Source organism: Corynebacterium callunae DSM 20147, from assembly GCF_000344785.1.
In the GTDB taxonomy this organism is placed as follows: Bacteria; Actinomycetota; Actinomycetes; order Mycobacteriales; family Mycobacteriaceae; genus Corynebacterium; species Corynebacterium callunae.
In genome coordinates, this window is the sequence record NC_020506.1 from 42,539 (window position 1) to 59,856 (window position 17,318).

Consider the following 17,318-nt stretch of genomic DNA (forward strand, 5'->3'; position numbering starts at 1 on the left):
CGGATACGAGGGTGTCAGATGGTTTGTGTGTGAGGGAATCCCCACACATCAAGGAGATGAACCAGAATGACTACCGTGGCTAAACGAGATCCAGAAGATTCCGCACGGATCAAAGCAATCGAAGAGAAACTACTCGCCAATCCCGAAATGGCGAAGCTCATCGGTGAGCTCGGCACCTCCACCACCGACGCCAATGACCTGGTTAGGGGCCTACTCCAGGCCTCGATCAACCGGGGTTTGAATGCTGAAATGGATGCCCACCTCGGCTATGAGCACGGTGATCGGGATGGTAAAACAGAAGCTGAACAGGGCAATCATCGCAACGGTTACTACCCCAAGCGGGTCGATTCCAACTACGGTCCCGTCGATGTTGCTGTCCCCAGAGACCGCAACGGCTCTTTCTTGCCCACGATGGTACCCAAAGGCTCCCGCCGGCTCACCGACGTCGATGACATGATCATCAGCCTCTATGCCGGCGGGATGACCGTACGCGATATCCAACACCACATGATCACCTCCATGGGTGTCGATATTTCCCACGAGACGATCTCCGCGATCACCGATGCTGTTTTGGATGAGGTGATGATCTGGCAAAACCGCCAACTCGATGACTTCTACCCGGTGATCTTCCTCGATGCACTACGCATCAAAGTCCGTGACGGGGGCCGGGTGGTCAACAAATCCGCCCTCACCTGGCTATTGGGGTGGATATGGAGGGTATCAAGCACATCCTGGGTATCTGGTTGGCTAAGGAAGAAGGAGCATCATTTTGGGCTCATGTGTGCGCCAACCTGGCCTCCCGTGGGGTCCAGGACGTGTTCATCGTGTGCTGTGACGGGCTCAAGGGCCTGCCGCAGGCCGTGGAAGCCACCTGGCCTGATTCGATGGTCCAGACCTGTGTGGTGCACCTGATCCGGGCGGCGAACCGGTGGGTGGCCTACGGGGATCGCAAGGCGGTATCGGCCCAGCTGAAAAAGATTTACACTGCCCCGACCGAGGACACCGCACGCGCGGCGTTGGAGGAGTTTGAAGCATCTGAACTGGGGGTCAAGTACCCGCAGTCGGCGAAGGTCTGGCGGGATGCCTGGGATCGGTTTATCCCGTTTCTGCAGTTCCCGCCGATGGCACGGAAGGTGATCTATACGACGAACTCGATTGAGTCGATGAACAATGAGCTGCGCAAAGCTACCCGGAACCGGGTGCAGTTCACCAATGATGAGTCTGCGATCAAGACGCTGTGGTTGATGATCTGCAATATTGAGGATAAGCGGGCGGCGAAACGCGCTAAGCAGGGAAAACGGGTGGCTGCCAGCAGCGGCCGGTTGATTGAGGGTCGCAAGGTTGCCAATTGGAAGCAGGCGATTAATCAGATGGCGGTGGCGTTCCCAGACCGCTTCGAGGCTTACCTTTAACTTTTAAATCCGGGAGCCCCACACACAAACAACTTGACACGCTCCCGGATACCGGAATAACCCCAGACCACCACCCCTAAACCAAGGTTAAATAGCTCCCCAACAGCTATTCACCACTGCTTAACCCACCCCAAACCACCAATCTGGTAGATGCCATCGGTTGGATATTTCCCCGTGACAACCAACCGACCACGCTGCCCCGTATGCAGCAACACCACCAAGAAAAACGGCACCACCACCAAAGGAACCACCAGGTGGCGATGCACCCACTGCGGACACAGCTTCACCAGAACCACCCAAACCACCCACCAACACGCCGCGACTTTCAGACTGTTCATCACCTGGATCACGGGCAAGAAATCTTTGTCTGAACTTGCCCACGAACACGGCTGCCACCGCCGTACCCTGGCCAGGAAATTCACCTGGTGCTGGTGGATCCAACCACCCACCACCCCAGACCCTCATCGTGTCTACGACCAGATCTTCCTCGACGGCACCTACCTCAACGGCGGCTGTTTGCTCATCGCCTCCACCACCGATCACGTTATCTCCTGGCACTGGTGCCACAAAGAAAACAAGGCCGCCTACACCGCCCTATTACAACCACTGACCCCACCACTAATCGTGGTCATCGACGGTGGCCAAGGAGCCTACTCAGCCATCAACACCCTCTGGCCGACCACGAAAATCCAACGCTGCCTGGTCCATATCCAGCGCAACGTCCGCCGCAACACCACCAGCAGGCCCAGAACCGATGCCGGCAAAGCCATCTACCGCATCGCCTTAAACCTCACCAAGGTCACAACCCCAGAGCAAGCAGCAACCTGGGTAACCCACCTGCATGATTTCAACACCGTCTACCGCAGCTATATGGACGAAAAAACCTACATACCGAAAAATCAACGCTCCGGTGACAAAGCATGGGTTTTCACCCACGCCCGGGTGCGTAAGGCCTACAACCAGCTGGAATACGCCTACAAGCGGGGATTCTTATTCACCTGGCTCCAACCACCAGCAGGCATCCTCGACCCAGAAACACTCGCCTCGACCACCAACGCGCTGGAAGGCGGCGTCAACGCCCCACTGAAAGAACAAGCCCGGTTACACCGTGGCCTGCCGACACACCGCCAACGCGTCGCGATCGACTGGTGGCTTTACTTAAAAACGCAAGCACCCGACGACCCTGTTCGGATCGCCGGGCGCCAGTAGTGGGGTCACCACGCACGTCTACTTGCACATGAAGTAACTGAGACTGACATCGTAAACATCCACGGACACGATGACGGTCGGCCAGCTACCTACGACAACGCGATCGACACCACGTATTCATACTCTATGGGTATCCGGCAGGGATCGGTAGGCCGATAACCCGGGGACTGGCTCCTGTGACACGCCGGAGCCAGACACACTTTTTGTCCCTTAACCCGAATTAGTTAACGCAATAAAAAAGCTCTTAGCGTTTCCCGCTAAGAGCTTTTTTGGTGGCGGTTAGCGCCAACCCATGGTCATCAACAAGCCGATGATCATCAGGCCAAAGCCAATGCCATAGTTCCAGGCACCAAGCTGAGCCATAAATGCAATATCCTCACCAGCAAGGTAATTGGTGATCAACCAGGCCAGGCCGATGATCATAAAGGCAAACATGATCACCTTGTACCACATTGGGGTGCCGGTGGAATTGATCTTCACCGGAGTGCGGTTAGCGCTGGGATTGCTGGAAACCGGAGTTGCTGCGTTATTGGTAACTCTTGCCTTTGGCATTGTTCACACCTTCATGTTTCTATTGCTTGCTTTTAATCGGAGCCCGGCAACCGGTACTTTCTCATTTCGAGCTTAATGTACCAGCTGCCGGGAGAGGTAGCTTAAGGGCTGGGAACCAGGGCAGTGAGATTAAATTGATACAGCCTAATCGTCACTGAGGCATCTTTACGGAACTCTGTTTTTGGTGTTGGGCTTTGGAATCCGATGGTGTTTTGATCAACCAAGGCTGCGGTTGGAATAGGTTCGCCCACAATTAGTGACTGATCAGGGGCGGTCCAACCAGCTGCCCGCAGTGCCGCAAGTGCCTCCTGGGTATTCATCCGTGCCAAATCAGGGGCAGTGATAATCATGCCGTTTGAAATTTGTACCGAAATGGTGGAACCCTTAGGCAATTCGGTGCCTTCATTGGATACTGAAATAACTTCACCGGCAGGCAGTGAACTATCCACCTCAGTTACCTCAGGAACAAAACCTAGAGAGATCAGGTTTTGTTGGGCTTGCTCCCATTTCATACCAGTAGTCAGTGGAACTCGAACATTTTCCACACCTGAGGATACTGTCAAAGAAACCGCTGCTCCGATGGCTACTTCCTGGCCAGGCGTAGGGGTTTGGCTAATAACATTTCCAGCGTAAACAACGGCAGAGTATTCTTCGCTGACATTTTGGTTGAGGGTCAGGCCTGCTGCTTCAATTGCTTGAGCTGCAGCTTCCAAGGACATTCCAGAAACATCAGGAACCTGCACCATTTGGCGCCCGGTGGACACGGTCAAGGTAACGGTGGCTCCGATGCGGATATCTGAACCAACATTTGGGCTGGTCCGGATAACCAAACCGGTTGCTACATCGGCACTAGCTTCTTGCACAATGTTGACCACAAAGCCCGCAGCTTCCAATTCTGTCTGTGCCTCTTGCTGTGGCAAGCCTTGGACATTGGGGATCGTGCGGGTGGTGGGTGCTGCTGTATTGCTGGTGTAATCATAGGTAAATGCAGCTGCAATACCTATTGCACCCAGTCCCAAAATAAGCGCCAGGGCAGTGAGGATCCGAGCTTTGCGCTTGGATTTCTCGCGTTGGCGGGCACGCGCTTGGGAGCGAGATTCTTGTGGCACTCCGTTAGGAGTGTCAGCCTGGGAACCCGCAGCCGCCGCGCCGGCGGCGATTGCGGTGGAGGTGCGCGTCGCAACGCGCGTTGGTGCTGCAGGTTCTGCGGCAACTTCTTCGGGTTTTTCTACATGTGCTTTGGCTGCATGGGAAATTGCATTGCGTGATAAACGTCCCAGGTCAGAAGCCATCTCACGGGCCGATTGATAACGGTCTGCGGGATGTTTAGCCATGGCAGTCAAAATTACAGCATCAATATTTAGCGCCGCGGTTGGCGTAAGATCCGCAATGAAATCCGAGGGCGGAGTGGGATCATCTTGGACGTGCTGATAAGCCACCGCAAAGGGAGACTCGCCTTCAAAAGGTGGTTTACCGGTGACAAGTTCATACATCACGCAGCCAGCGGCATAAATATCGGAACGTGCATCGGCGGGCTTGCCACGAGCCTGTTCCGGGGAAAGATACTGCGCGGTGCCAATTACCGCAGAGGTCTGAGTCATCGCGGAAGTGGAATCATTTAGCGCGCGGGCAATACCAAAGTCCATCACCTTCACTCCACCGGTGTTGGTGATCATGATATTTGCGGGCTTTACATCGCGGTGAATAATGCCTGCTTCATGGGAAGCCTGCAGCGCCTCGCACACTGGAATCATGACAGTGGCAGCTTCGGTAGGGCTAAAAACGCCATCCTCGGCAACAATATCGCGCAGGTTTCTACCCTGGACCAGCTCCATCACAATAAAAGGCACGGAAATGCCATCGCGATCAACTTCACCGGTATCAAAAATCGCGACAATGCTGGGGTGGCTTAGCTGTCCAGAATTTTGAGCTTCGCGGCGGAAACGTTCCCTAAAATTGGAATCCTTGGCCAGGTCTGAGCGCAGCATTTTTACTGCGACCTCCCGCCCAATGAGGGTGTCGGTGGCCGCGAACACTTCGCTCATGCCACCGGAACCAATATTGGCTCCGAGCGCATAGCGATCAGCGATCACAAAGGTCACTGCGCTTCTCCTACTTCCATTAATTGACTAACAGCCTCGGCTAGTTCAGAAACTGCAGCATCAGTCTCGTTGGGAGTGTTATCGCCGGTAGGCATTGGGGTGACGGAAAAACGAGAGCTTGAACTAGTGGTTGAAGGGGTTTCTTCTTCCGAAGTTGTTGAAGGTGTACTGGTCTCTTCACTTGTCGTTGGACGCTGTGAAGTTGTTTCAAGGGAGCTGCTTGGCACCCGTGAAGTGGTACGCGGTGGAACATACACCGAGGTGGTTTCTTCCACCGTTGGCGTAATGGTCTGAGTAATTGTCTGCGGAGTGGTAGTTTCCTCAGGAGTTTCTTGGAAAAGCATACCTGTGGCACCCGCATAAATGACAGCACCAATAATAATTGCGAGCAAAGCAGCAATAAAAAGCCCAATGCCAATACCTGAACCACGCAGGGGAGCTGCTTCTTGGGTAATCGTCGCAGGCCGGGCCACCTTGCCTAACATCGCCGTGGAGGCGCTTGGCGACGGCGCCTCGGCCTGCACCATCAAGGCCTCAGTGCGCGGTTGCGGTGGCCGCTTACCCAAACGCACTGCTGAAACGGCTAAAGCCATTTCATTTCCATCCGGGAATCGACGACCCGGATCCTTGCGCAAGGCAATGCCAATGAGCTCACGCGTTTGGGCAGTGATGCTGGTGGGCATCTGTGGCGGTGCCTGGTTGATATGCGCAATTGCCACCGAAACGGAAGAATCGCCACTAAAAGGCCGACGGCCAGCCATCATTTCATAGCCGACCACACCCAAAGAATAAATATCAGAAGCTGCCGTTACTTCCTTGCCCTGCGCCTGCTCCGGGGAGACATATTGCGCAGTACCCACCACCATGCCAGTGCGAGTAAGTGGCACCGCAGCTGCCGCCTTGGCGATGCCAAAGTCCGTAATCTTCACAATGCCATTGGCAGTAATGAGCATATTGCCCGGCTTAATATCGCGGTGCACCATGTTCATGCGGTGAATCACGGAGAGGCCGTGCGCTGCTTGCTCCAGCACATCCAAGGCGAGATCCTCAGCTAGGCTGCCTTCTCTTTCCAAAAGGTCCGCCAGGGATTCACCGCGCACAAACTCCATGACAATAAAGCAGAAGGTGTGGCCAGCGGGATCAGGGACCTCGCGATAATCATAGGTGGCTACAACATGTTCCGAATCGATATTTTCCGCAGCCTGCGCCTCATTTCGGAAACGGCTGAGGAACTCCCGGTTGTCAGAGAACTCAGGGCGCAGCACCTTAATGGCTACTTCGCGATCATTAATAATGTCATCAGCCAACCACACCGTGGACATGCCACCATGGCCAATAATCCACTGCAGGCGATAGTCATCGCCGATGAGCTGTTGGAGACGTTCGATACCGGTGTTGTCTTCTGCACTCATGATTTAAAATCCTCCCGCTGCCTGCAACACTGCACGGCCAATTGGGGCTGCAACCTTGCCACCAGTTGCAGTGGTGCCAAATCCACCACCATCTTTAACTAACACAGCAACGGCAACGTCATTATTAAATGCCACGTACCAGGTGTGTGGTGGGGTATTTTCATCACCATGTTCTGCAGTACCAGTCTTGGAGGCAATCTCCACTCCGGCATAACCGGAAGTATGACGCTCTGAAGCCTTCATGAGCTCAGTGAGCTGCTCTGCAATTTCTGGCTCAATTCCGCCAGCAGATTCAGGCTTATGGCTGCTGAGTTCACTAAGATCCTGGCCGGTCACGCGGGAGACCAAATAGGGTTCCATGCGCACACCACCATTGGACACAGTGCCAGCCATGACAGCGGCCTGCAGCACAGTCATTTCTACATCGCGCTGACCAATGCTGGACTGACCGAGAGCCGCATCGTCTGGGATTTCGCCCAGGTCGCCAGGGACATTATCCAGACCAAGGTCATAGGATTGCCCCACGCCAAAGTCTTCCGCAGCAGCACGCATAGCATCTGCTCCGACATCAATGCCGGTTTCTACAAAGGCAGTATTACAGGAATATTGGAAAGCGGTTAGCAAGGTTGTGGTGCCACCACCATCACAGGTTTGGCCACCATAGTTGGTCAAGGTGGTGGTGGTGCCAGGCAGTGTTACTTCCGAAGCGGCGGTCACCGTGGAATCTGTAGAATAACCATTTTCCAAGGCAGCGGCAGAGGTGATGATCTTAAAAATAGATCCCGGAGGCAAAGATTCCTGAGTGGCGTGGTTGAGCAAAGGAGCACCCTCATCAGAGGTGTATTCCTCCCAGGCAGACTCAGCGGTATCTGGATTTACAATCTGATTCGGGTCATAACTAGGGGAGGAGGCCATGGCCAATACCTCGCCTGTGCTTGGGCGCAAAGCTACCACTGCACCCTCATAATCACTTTGGCTAAGTTGCTCATAGGCGACTTCCTGCACTGCAGGATCCAGGGTTAATTCCACATTGGCACCATGTGTTGTCTTGCCCGAAATAACATCAAGCCACTGCGAGGTAAACAGGGAAGAGTCGGTGCCATTCAGCACGGAGTTAAGTCCAGATTCTAAGCCGGCAGCGCCATAAATATCAGAGAGATAACCTACCACTGGGCCAAAGGCTTCTGGCTCGGTGACATATTCACGCTGATAGAGCTCATTGGCATCTTGGTTGGACTGCGCCAAGATTTGACCACCTGCAGAAATCTGGCCACGTGGAGTAGATTTCATCTCCAAAAAGGCACGGCCATTAAGGGGGTTCTGGGCCAAGTCATCTTCGCGGAAGGTTTGAATCCAGCTGAGGTTGGCAATAAGCACCAGAATCAACAGCAGGGAAAAGAGCGAGGCAATTCTTATTGAGCGGTTCATGCGTTGACCCCCGGATTAGCAGTATTGCCTGAAGTCCCTGCCACCTCTGGATCAATGCCCTGTTGCTCGAGCTGTTTGATCATGGCAGGCCGGCGAGCGCTATCAGAGATGCGCAAGAGAATGGCCAACAAAATGTAGTTAGCCATCAGGGAAGAGCCGCCCTGAGACATATATGGAGTGGTAAGACCAGTCATCGGCATCAGTGCGGAGATACCAGCTACCACCACAAAAATCTGAATCATAATGGTCATAGACAAGCCGGAAGCAACCAGCTTGCCATAACTATCGCGTGCCAAGGTAGCGGTGCGCAGACCGCGGGTAACCAAAATTCCGAAGAGCACAATAATGGCAGACAAACCGATCAATCCCAGTTCCTCACCAATAGCAGCGAGAATAAAGTCCGAGTGCACCACCGGAATCATATTGGGATAACCCTGGCCGATGCCGGTTCCGGTAATGCCACCCCAGCTCATTCCGAAGAGTGATTGGGAGAGCTGGAAACCAGTGGTGTCATAGTGTGCAACTGGATCAATGAAGTTCTGCACACGTTCCTGGATCTTGCCGGAAACTTGGTAGACCGCATAAGCACCGGTTGCCACCAGCACTGCACCAATGAGCAGCCAAGAGCCACGTCCGGTGGCTAGATAAACCATGGCCAACACCGTGCTAAAGAGCAGCAGCGCGGGGCCAAAGTCATTGGCGCCAGCCATGATGAGGATGGCCAAAGCCCACACCACCAGAATGGGGGCGAGGTCACGCAAACGCGGGAAGTCCATGCCTAGGAAGCGGTAACCCGCCACTGTAAACAGCGCACGCTTGGTAGCCAAAAGCTGAGCAAAAAACAGCAGCAGCAAAATCTTGGAAAACTCACCTGGCTGGATGGAAAAAGGCCCCAACCAAATCCAAATGCGGGCTTCCACGCCACCTGGTTGTGGCCACACCAAAGGCAAGGCCAAAAGTACAAGGCCGATAACACCAAGCAGATAGGAATAGCGGGAGAGTGACTTATAATCGCGCAGCAGCACCAGAACTACAACCATGAGGACAGCGCCCACCAAGGTCCACATCAACTGGCTATTCACAGTGGAGTAGCCAGTGGCTAGGTCGAGACGATAAATCATCACCAGTCCAATGCCATTAAGTAGTGCCACTACCGGCAGCATAATTTGATCGGCGAAGGGAGCAACCCATGCCATCGCTAAGTGGGCAATGGTGAATACGCCAATGTATCCGCCGATGAGCATGACGATGTGCATGCCCAGTTCGTTGCCCAAAGCAACTTCGAGGCTGATAAACATGACTGCCACAACGACAGTGGCCAGCAGCAGAAGCCACATTTCAGTGCGGCGTAGCTTTAGTCTTTCCAGTGTGCTCATGACACCTCCCTGCAGTTAACTCCGGGTTCGTTGCGATCTCCACCGGTGGTTGTTTCTTTATTCACACAAACGGGTAAGGCTTGAGCCGCGAGTCTTTGCATTTGTGCTTGGACTTCGTCATAGGATCCTGATGGTAGGTCTGCGACACTACCGCGCAATGACTCAGGAAGATCATTAATAGAAAAAGCAGCAGCTCCCTCACATGATTCTTTGAGAGTCAGGGTGCCGGCGCCATCTAAACAGGCCACTTGGAATTGCGAGTGCAAATCCTTGCCAAAGACCCGATAATCAACGCCTTGTTCAATGGAGATTGTTTCCTGGTCATTCACAGCAACATAGAAGGTGCTGTCAATACGGGAGTAGCCCCACCATCCTGCGGCAACTACACCGATGAGGATGACCAGGGCTACAACCAAAACCGCAAGCTTGCCAGAACTCTTCTCCGGTGGATCCTCAATTTCAGGTCCCTCCGGAGCTCCGGAATCTGATGATATTTCCGGCGCCGGATCAATCACCTTAGGTCGCCGCGTAATTGCGGCTGCTCTGCCTGCAGCAGTATCTGGGTGTGATTCCTCGGTTGGCTCACCATTAAGTGCCCCAGCGGTAACTGGTACCGAGGCTGCATCTGCAGAATCAGAATCAGAATCTGGAGCAGGTACAACATCTGCCACCACCACGGTGACATTGTCTGGACCACCAGAGCGCAAAGCTAATTCAACAAGCTTCTGGGCAGCTTCCTGTGGAGTGCCAACACGCAAAGTTTCTTCAATAGTGGAATGGGTTACCGGATCGGAGAGGCCATCCGAGCACAACAGGAGTCGATCACCAGGCTGAGCTGGGAATTGCTCAAGGGTTGGTTCAATTGGGTGGCCGGTATAAGCCTTCAAAATTAAAGAACGCTGTGGGTGGGTGGATACATCTTCTGGATCCAGCTTGCCCTCAGCAACCAAGGACTGTACAAAAGTATCATCCACAGTGACCTGCACCAGTTTGTTCTCGCGCATGACGTATCCACGACTATCGCCCACATGGCATAGTGCCAGGTCAGTGCCGTTAAACATAAAGGCCGTCAGGGTGGTGCCCATGCCATCGCGCGCCGGGTCTTCATCAATGCCAGCAGCGATGGAAGCATTGGCCTCATTAGCAACCAAGCCAATGAGTGCCAGCATGTCATTGTCACCAGGGTCCACGTCGAGTGCCCGCAGGTGGTTAATCATTAACTGGGAGGCAACCTCACCAGCTGCGTGGCCACCCATACCGTCGGCAAGCGCTAAGAGGTGAGGACCCGCATAAGCGGAATCCTCATTATTTCCTCGCACCAGGCCGCGGTCAGAGGCCACCGCATAATTAAGTTTCAGCATTAGGGAACAAGCCTCACTGTTGTACGACCAATCCGGATATCTGTGCCTACTGCAACCTGTTCAGGTTGATCAATGCGCACGCCGCCCACAAAAGTGCCGTTGCGGGAATCCAGATCCTCGACAAACCATTCAGAACCACGCTTAAAAATGCGTGCGTGGGTGCCAGAGGCGTAATCATCGCCGACCACAAAGGTGCAATCAGGGCTCCGACCCACGGTCATATCCTCGCTGACCTCGATAGAGGAACCCGCAAGCGGACCCTCCACCACAGTAAGCAGGCGGGGAGCGCTGGAACGGTTAAACGCGCGCGCTAAACCTTGGGGGGCATTAACAGTGCTTGTCGACGCGGGCCCGGCCACCTTCAAATCGGCGCGCATTGCGCGCAAGGCCATTAAAACGAAAAACCACAACACAACAAGAAGCGCGATGCGCAGCCCCAAAAGGACCAGAGAATCCATACTCAACCTCTCCCTTTAAGGGCTAACAATGCGAACTTCGATATTGGAATGCCCAACGGTGATGACATCGCCATCAGCCAGGAGCCAATTGTCAACCGGAGTGTCATTAACTGTAGTGCCATTGGTGGACTTCAAATCAACCAAGATGGCATCTCGGCCATCCCAGGTGATTTCTGCATGCTGGCGTGAGACGCCAGTATCCGGCAAACGGAGGTCTGCGTCATTGCTGCGACCAATGATATTGGAACCTTCTTGCACCACATAGGTGCGGCTGGAACCATCTTGGAGCAGGAGAGTGACAGTTGGGCCACTACGCTTCATGGCATTGAGGCGATTGGCTTCCATCTGAGACTGTGATACTCCTTGAGCTAGAGGCCGATCCGCAGACTGCGCGGGCAGGAACTCCGTGCCGGTATAAGGGGAACTATCAGACACGTTCTTCGACTCACTTTCCGCGATCGGCAGGATGCCGTCGCCTTCCAAAGGCAGATAACCGCTACTCAACTCGGGATCGGGATCTTTTTCCGATACCGACTTCAACTGGCCGGTGTGCAAAGAAGAATCTTCTGCAATCAGTACAATCACCGGGCCAGGTAATGTCCAGCCACTGTTCCTGCAAAATCTCATCATTTGATCAGTGAAACGAGCTGGCTGATCAGGGAAACGTTCAATGAGATTTTCAAAATCTTTAGGGCTCACCGAAACTTTAAAAATATTCGGTGCTTCAACATAGCCATCCGCAGTATGAACAACATTGTCCTCAGCCTGCTGCTTGAGAAGTTCCTCAAGCTCGGCTGGAACAACACGACCACGGAAAACAAACGCCAACGCGTTATCAAGGCCGCGTTGTAAAGAACTGTCTAGCTTGGCGAGACTGTTCATCGCATTAGCCACTCGACTTGAATTAGCCAATTGCTCGCGACCTCCTTTTCCTTAACATGTTGGGTGTTCCATAGGTGCTTCCTTTATGAAAACGCCTAAGGGCATGGCTTTGTCCCGCCCTGTGGCTGGGTTTTTAATTAAAATCCCAACACAGAGATAAGGAGCAAAGCGCACGATAGCGTCATTATAGAGGTGAAGACGCCTGTAGTTATAGGCGAAACCATCAAAAGCGGAATAGTTATCGCATTGTTGCCAACTAAAAACTAATCTTTTAGCTGGTGATTTGGTATTTCCACGGGTCCTCATGATATCTTTATCAAGTCGCAAAAATGACACCCTGCCCGGGTGGCGGAATTGGCAGACGCGCTGGCTTCAGGTGCCAGTGTTCGCAAGGACGTGGGGGTTCAAGTCCCCCCCCGGGCACAAAAAGTAGTTTTCGAGCTGCTCAGCCGGAGTTCACATTCTTTATTGACTGTGAACTCCGGTTTTTTGTATTCCCGGTTTTGGTGCTTAACCCTTATTCAAAATCGAGGCGGAAGTGCTCGGGCTTTACCCAGCCCAACTTGGAGTAGAGCCAGCTAAAAAAGACTGAAAAGAAGATTGGGGCAATAATAAAGACCCCTACGACGATGGTGATGTTGCTAGTAGTCCAGCCCCAGCCTTCATAATTAAGTGCTGCGAGTGGACCAACGAGGCCAGAAATACCAAAACCAGCAGAAATCGGAGTGCCGGAGATTTTAAAGATTCCGCCGAGTGCTCCGAGGACTGCTGCTGTCGAGAGAATAGGCAAGAAGTTTAATGGCCGGCCCCAGACGTTTGCCATTTGCACCTTCGGTGATCCCAGTAGTGGAAGCAGTGATTTACCTGGTCCATTTGCTTTCCAGCCGGTGATACATAGGCCAAAACCAGCTGCGACAACACCTAGGTTGGCAGTGCCGGAGGAGACGCCGGTCATCATAATGGCGGTTGCTAAACCAACGGTGGAAACAGGGGAGACGATCATGACGCAGAACACCACTGAAAGCACGATGCCCATGACGATTGGTTGCAGATCGGTTGCACCGTTGACCAAGCTTCCGATCCAGGCCGTTAATTGTTTGACGATGGGGTAGGTGACAATCCAGCCGATTCCGCCTGCAATCACGACGGTAATTGTTGATAAGAACAAGACGGTATATGAGCCGAGTCGGTGTCCGATGAGAAGGAGAAGACCAACGGCGATTGCGGCCGTGAGGCCGGAATTCAGTACGAGGCCTGTGCCTTTAACAATGAATCCACCAGCTTCTTGGGGAGTTGCAACCCCTGAGCCCAAGACACTGGCCAGGCCCACGCATGCTGTTTGGATGGGACTCAGCTTGAACTGCAGGCCCACCATGACACCGATCAGAATTGGCAGCATTGCCGAGGACAAGCTCACCATATTGATCAGGGTTTGGCCCTGAGGAAAGACCGGCAGCAAGGCGGTGAAAATTTCACCAAGCAGGGCTTGAGGTACAAGTGCCACAACCACTGCAATGGAAATACCATTGAGCACGTTCATGGTGAATTTGCCGGCAGTGAGTTTTTCCTGCGGCTCATCTGGCCCGGTGGGTGAGACTGCTCGAATTGGCTCTGCGGATTCCGGACTGGTGGAAACCGGGGTATTGGCCGATTCATTATCAGTGGATATTGTCATACAGATTAATTTAAGGCCCGCCATGGGAAAATCACGGAATTAATTGCATACTACAAACCATAAGGCGATTAGAAAATATATCCATTATGGTATTTAAGTGGTGTGAATAATCCTGCGCGGCCGGCGTTGGGGCGTTGAATATTGAAGATTTGGGCACACGGTTCCGGGCCGTGACCTTCGTTCTTGAACTGTATGCACGCTGATTGCCTGTCTTGCGCGTCTCTTTTTTGCAATGTCTGCATATTCAGACAAGTAGCTAGATAAACTAAGCAGTGGGAATTAGTTCAGATTCCTGGTGCTAAACCTTCATAAAGGAAATACCCATGACTCTAAATTCAGAGCATTCTTTTGAACCCCACGCCGCCAGCCATCACGCACGCCTGAATTGGTTGCGCGCCGGAGTCCTCGGCGCAAATGACGGCATCGTCTCTATTGCGGCTTTGCTGCTGGGTGTTATTGCCACCGGCATGGGGGATGGGGCGATCTTACTTGCCGGTATTGCTTCCACCATTGCGGGTGCAGTGTCCATGGCTTTGGGTGAGTACGTTTCTGTTTCCGCACAGCGAGATTCTGAAAAGAGTCTGGTGGCTTTGGAGCGTCGCGAGCTTAAAGAACAACCGGAGGAAGAACATCAGGAATTGGTGGGCATCCTTTCCGGTTATGGAATTTCCAACGAGACTGCGGTTAAGGCTGCGCGTGAAATTGAAAAAAGCGATCCACTGGCAGCGCACCTGAAGCTGGAATTGGGTATGGATAGTGATGAACTCACCAGTCCTGTTGCAGCAGCGGTTTCCTCTGCAATTTCTTTCTTGGCGGGCGCCTTGCTGCCAATGCTGTCAGTATTCCTCGCACCAGATGGCACAAAGGCCATGGTGGTTACGATTGTCACCCTGCTTACCTTGGCTTTGACTGGTTATATTTCAGCCATGTTGTCTGGAACTTCTCGAGTGCGTTCTTGCCTGCGTCTGCTTATCGGCGGTGCTTTAGGTCTCGCGCTTACCTATGGTTTGGGTTCGCTTTTCAGTTAAAGAGAACATGCTGGTCGGGTTTCCCCATCTTTTAGGTAGGAAATTATCCCTAGATTGCCAACTAATTTTTCTAAAATCTAAAAAGAATTTTTAGACCAGATGAGGCCTTCTTAATTGTTGAGACGGTAGGAGCTGGTTGCGCTTCCCGAAAGGCTCAACAATGTTAGAGATCTTTGGTCTTCCTGCTCATATTCTTTTCCTGCACGCTGCAGTTGTACTTGCCCCAATTGCTGCCATTGTGGGCATAGTTTATGCGGTCCGCCCGCTATGGCGCCGTGTAATTGAATGGCCAGCAGTGATTGTTACCTTCATTGCCACCATCGCTACGCTTTTAACCGCCAGTGCTGGTGAAGCCCTCGAGCATGCCATGCCGCGCAATGAGCTTATCCGTGAGCACGCAGAACAAGGCGACCTTATGAAAATTGCAGCACTGCTTTTTGCGGCGTCGCTCTATGTATTGATTGCGCTTAATGGTCCATGGTTTGCTGCAAAACTGAAGTTCTTGGGTAAATTACAAGAAATGCGTTGGTTGCATGTTCTGTTTCAGGTACTGACTGTTATTGCTGGCATTTTTGTTATCTACCAGGTAATTGTTACCGGTAATACCGGTGCTGCAGCAGCGTGGTCGGATTGGCAGAATTCCTAAAAATTAAGATCTTTCCCTCCAGCGACTAAGCTTGAAACTGAGTTTAATCATATTTTTGTGATGGAGGGTTTAGTGATGTCCGAGGATAAACCTCAATTAGGCCGTCGTGAGCGGAATAAGCAGGAAAAACTCGAGCGCATCACGGCCGCAGCAACTCAGCTTTTTGCCAAGCATGGGGTAGCAGATGTTACTACCCAGCAAATTGCGGAAGCTGCCGATATCGGCACTGGAACCCTATTTCTTTATGCAAAAACTAAGGGTGAGCTGCTGCTGCTGGTGCAAAATAACAATTATGCAGCTGCTTTAGCTCGTGGTAAAAAAGCTGCTGCTCAAGAATCTTCCGTACTAGATGCAGTAATGGCGCTGGTTACCCCAGTGATCCAATGTAATCGAGTGCAGGAGTCTAATGGACGCACCTATTTACAAGAGATGGTTTTTGGCGATCCTAACGAACCACATCATGCTAAAGCTTTGGAAATTGTGGGGGAGACCGAGCAAGAAATTAAAGCCCTCATTATGCAATATGCAGGCATCGAGGAAACTGAAGCTGCTGCATTAACGCAGGTGGTTTCGGCAACGATGTTTGTGACACTATCCTCGGCCTTAAATAAGGAGAAAGGCCCAACAGAGCTAATTGCAGAACTCCGTGGGCTTTTAAGTGTGATTTTTAAAGGTTAGAGCTAAAAACTGTCTTGCCGCGGACAGTGGAATTATCCAAGGATTTGAGAGCTGCTGGTATCTGGGTAAAGGGAAGCGTTTCTCCGACCACGGGACGGATCAGGTTGTCGTCGATTAGCGTGGTTATTTTTTTAAGCTGTGCGCCGGAGGCGTGCATAAAGAGGAACTGGTAGCTCACACCTAACTGCTTGGCGCGACGTCGGGTTTTGAAGCTGAGGGCGGCGGTGGCGAGGCGCACAATGGGGTTGAGTCCGGCGTCTGCGGCAAATTCTGGGGTGGGAGGACCGGAGATTCCCACAGCAATGCCACCTTTGCGCAGGATATGCAGGGATTTGAGGAGGTTTTCGCCACCCAAAGTATCCAGTACCACGTCAAAATCAGAGAGTACGGTGGAGAAATCTTGGCTACGATAGTCGATGACTTCATCAGCGCCAAGTTCCAGTAAGAATTCCTTATTCTTGGCTGAGGCAGTGGTGGCCACATGAGCGCCAAGGTGCTTAGCTAGCTGGATGGCAAAATTTCCCACACCACCGGCACCTGCATGAATGAGCACTTTGTGGCCGGGTTGGACATTGGCAATTTCTACTAGTGCTTGCCAGGCAGTCAGCGCCACTAGCGGCAAGGAAGCTGCTTCTGCCGTGGTGATTGAGGTAGGTGCGAGGGCGATATCATTTTCATTTACTGCAATACGCTCGGCAAAAGTACCAATGTGGAAATCGCGGGGGCGGCCATAAACTTTGTCACCAACCTGAAAGTTTTGGACTTTAGAGCCAACGGAAAGCACTGTGCCGGCTAGGTCATGGCCTAAAATGAGTGGCATTTTATAGGGCAAAATAGCCTTAAATTCGCCGGTGCGGATTCTCTCATCCAAGTGGTTGAGGCCAGCTGCTTCAATTGCGATCAGCACATCATGTTCGCCGATAGTGGGCTCTGGGACTTCTTGTTCTTCAACCTCTGCTTGGTATTTACTGAGGACAAATGCGCGCATAAGGGGTACTCCTGAATTTATGTGAGTGTAATCAATTCTGAGTTTACTCATATTTTCCCCTTGGAGAAACAGGGTTTCAGGAATAAGAAACTATCCCAAATGCCCATGGGG

13 protein-coding genes, 1 tRNA gene and 2 pseudogenes are annotated in these 17,318 nt (G+C 52.5%); 6 read left to right on the top strand and 10 right to left on the bottom strand.

What is annotated here, in order from left to right; translation table 11 throughout:
- Positions 1-66 precede the first annotated feature (66 nt).
- Together H924_RS00210 and H924_RS00215 are read left to right on the top strand one after the other, a co-directional pair.
- Positions 67-1,412: pseudogene (locus tag H924_RS00210) on the top strand (IS256 family transposase).
- Between the two features lie 174 nt (positions 1,413-1,586).
- Positions 1,587-2,780 (top strand): annotated as a pseudogene (locus H924_RS00215) (IS1249 family transposase).
- A gap of 120 nt (positions 2,781-2,900) precedes the next feature.
- Here H924_RS00215 and crgA read toward each other — a convergent pair.
- The 8 genes from crgA to H924_RS00255 form a co-directional block, all read right to left on the bottom strand.
- Positions 2,901-3,173 (bottom strand): cell division protein CrgA, encoded by a 273-nt coding sequence (gene crgA, locus H924_RS00220; RefSeq protein ID WP_015649959.1) that lies wholly within the window; start codon positions 3,171-3,173, stop codon positions 2,901-2,903.
- 101 nt (positions 3,174-3,274) lie between these two features.
- Positions 3,275-5,275: a Stk1 family PASTA domain-containing Ser/Thr kinase gene (gene pknB, locus H924_RS00225; protein WP_015649960.1), complete on the bottom strand. Its 2,001-nt coding sequence runs from the start codon at positions 5,273-5,275 to the stop codon at positions 3,275-3,277.
- A complete protein-coding gene (locus H924_RS00230; protein WP_015649961.1) occupies positions 5,272-6,687 on the bottom strand; it encodes a serine/threonine-protein kinase in 1,416 nt (471 codons plus the stop codon). The genes pknB and H924_RS00230 overlap by 4 nt, the downstream gene beginning before the upstream one ends.
- Positions 6,688-6,690: 3 nt before the next feature.
- A complete protein-coding gene (locus tag H924_RS00235; RefSeq protein ID WP_015649962.1) occupies positions 6,691-8,115 on the bottom strand; it encodes a penicillin-binding transpeptidase domain-containing protein in 1,425 nt (474 codons plus the stop codon).
- Entirely contained in the window at positions 8,112-9,491 is a 1,380-nt protein-coding gene (locus H924_RS00240; RefSeq protein WP_015649963.1) for an FtsW/RodA/SpoVE family cell cycle protein, read from the bottom strand. Before H924_RS00240 ends, H924_RS00235 begins: the two co-directional genes overlap by 4 nt.
- Positions 9,488-10,852: a PP2C family protein-serine/threonine phosphatase gene (locus tag H924_RS00245; RefSeq protein WP_015649964.1), complete on the bottom strand. Its 1,365-nt coding sequence runs from the start codon at positions 10,850-10,852 to the stop codon at positions 9,488-9,490. Before H924_RS00245 ends, H924_RS00240 begins: the two co-directional genes overlap by 4 nt.
- Positions 10,852-11,310, bottom strand: coding sequence for an FHA domain-containing protein FhaB/FipA (locus H924_RS00250; protein ID WP_015649965.1), 459 nt, complete (start codon positions 11,308-11,310; stop codon positions 10,852-10,854). The genes H924_RS00245 and H924_RS00250 overlap by 1 nt, the downstream gene beginning before the upstream one ends.
- Positions 11,311-11,325: 15 nt before the next feature.
- Complete coding sequence (locus tag H924_RS00255) at positions 11,326-12,192, bottom strand: DUF3662 and FHA domain-containing protein (RefSeq protein ID WP_029703598.1); 867 nt, start codon at positions 12,190-12,192, stop codon at positions 11,326-11,328.
- 339 nt (positions 12,193-12,531) lie between these two features.
- Between H924_RS00255 and H924_RS00260 the strand changes: the two genes are divergently transcribed.
- Positions 12,532-12,615: transfer RNA gene (locus H924_RS00260), tRNA-Leu, on the top strand.
- A gap of 94 nt (positions 12,616-12,709) precedes the next feature.
- Here the strand turns inward: H924_RS00260 and H924_RS00265 are convergent.
- Complete coding sequence (locus H924_RS00265) at positions 12,710-13,732, bottom strand: PTS transporter subunit IIC (protein ID WP_029703599.1); 1,023 nt, start codon at positions 13,730-13,732, stop codon at positions 12,710-12,712.
- Positions 13,733-14,190: 458 nt separating this feature from the next.
- Between H924_RS00265 and H924_RS00270 the strand changes: the two genes are divergently transcribed.
- The 3 genes from H924_RS00270 (at position 14,191) to H924_RS00280 (ending at position 16,219) form a co-directional block, all read left to right on the top strand.
- Entirely contained in the window at positions 14,191-14,895 is a 705-nt protein-coding gene (locus tag H924_RS00270; protein ID WP_015649968.1) for a VIT1/CCC1 transporter family protein, read from the top strand.
- 160 nt (positions 14,896-15,055) lie between these two features.
- On the top strand, positions 15,056-15,541 hold the full coding sequence (locus H924_RS00275) for a DUF2231 domain-containing protein (protein WP_015649969.1): 486 nt from the start codon (positions 15,056-15,058) through the stop codon (positions 15,539-15,541).
- Positions 15,542-15,616: 75 nt separating this feature from the next.
- On the top strand, positions 15,617-16,219 hold the full coding sequence (locus H924_RS00280; protein WP_015649970.1) for a TetR/AcrR family transcriptional regulator: 603 nt from the start codon (positions 15,617-15,619) through the stop codon (positions 16,217-16,219).
- Here the strand turns inward: H924_RS00280 and H924_RS00285 are convergent.
- On the bottom strand, positions 16,209-17,207 hold the full coding sequence (locus H924_RS00285) for an NADP-dependent oxidoreductase (RefSeq protein WP_015649971.1): 999 nt from the start codon (positions 17,205-17,207) through the stop codon (positions 16,209-16,211). The genes H924_RS00280 and H924_RS00285 overlap by 11 nt on opposite strands.
- Positions 17,208-17,318: the final 111 nt, after the last annotated feature.

Coding starts and splice junctions, on each gene's coding strand:
- H924_RS00265 (WP_029703599.1), bottom strand. CDS start 13,732: ATGAACGTGCTCAATGGTATTTCCATTGCAGTGGTTGTGGCACTTGTA.
- H924_RS00275 (WP_015649969.1), top strand. CDS start 15,056: ATGTTAGAGATCTTTGGTCTTCCTGCTCATATTCTTTTCCTGCACGCT.
- H924_RS00245 (WP_015649964.1), bottom strand. CDS start 10,852: ATGCTGAAACTTAATTATGCGGTGGCCTCTGACCGCGGCCTGGTGCGA.
- crgA (WP_015649959.1), bottom strand. CDS start 3,173: ATGCCAAAGGCAAGAGTTACCAATAACGCAGCAACTCCGGTTTCCAGC.
- H924_RS00285 (WP_015649971.1), bottom strand. CDS start 17,207: ATGCGCGCATTTGTCCTCAGTAAATACCAAGCAGAGGTTGAAGAACAA.
- H924_RS00250 (WP_015649965.1), bottom strand. CDS start 11,310: ATGGATTCTCTGGTCCTTTTGGGGCTGCGCATCGCGCTTCTTGTTGTG.
- H924_RS00255 (WP_029703598.1), bottom strand. CDS start 12,192: ATGAACAGTCTCGCCAAGCTAGACAGTTCTTTACAACGCGGCCTTGAT.
- H924_RS00230 (WP_015649961.1), bottom strand. CDS start 6,687: ATGAGTGCAGAAGACAACACCGGTATCGAACGTCTCCAACAGCTCATC.
- H924_RS00235 (WP_015649962.1), bottom strand. CDS start 8,115: ATGAACCGCTCAATAAGAATTGCCTCGCTCTTTTCCCTGCTGTTGATT.
- H924_RS00270 (WP_015649968.1), top strand. CDS start 14,191: ATGACTCTAAATTCAGAGCATTCTTTTGAACCCCACGCCGCCAGCCAT.
- H924_RS00280 (WP_015649970.1), top strand. CDS start 15,617: ATGTCCGAGGATAAACCTCAATTAGGCCGTCGTGAGCGGAATAAGCAG.
- H924_RS00240 (WP_015649963.1), bottom strand. CDS start 9,491: ATGAGCACACTGGAAAGACTAAAGCTACGCCGCACTGAAATGTGGCTT.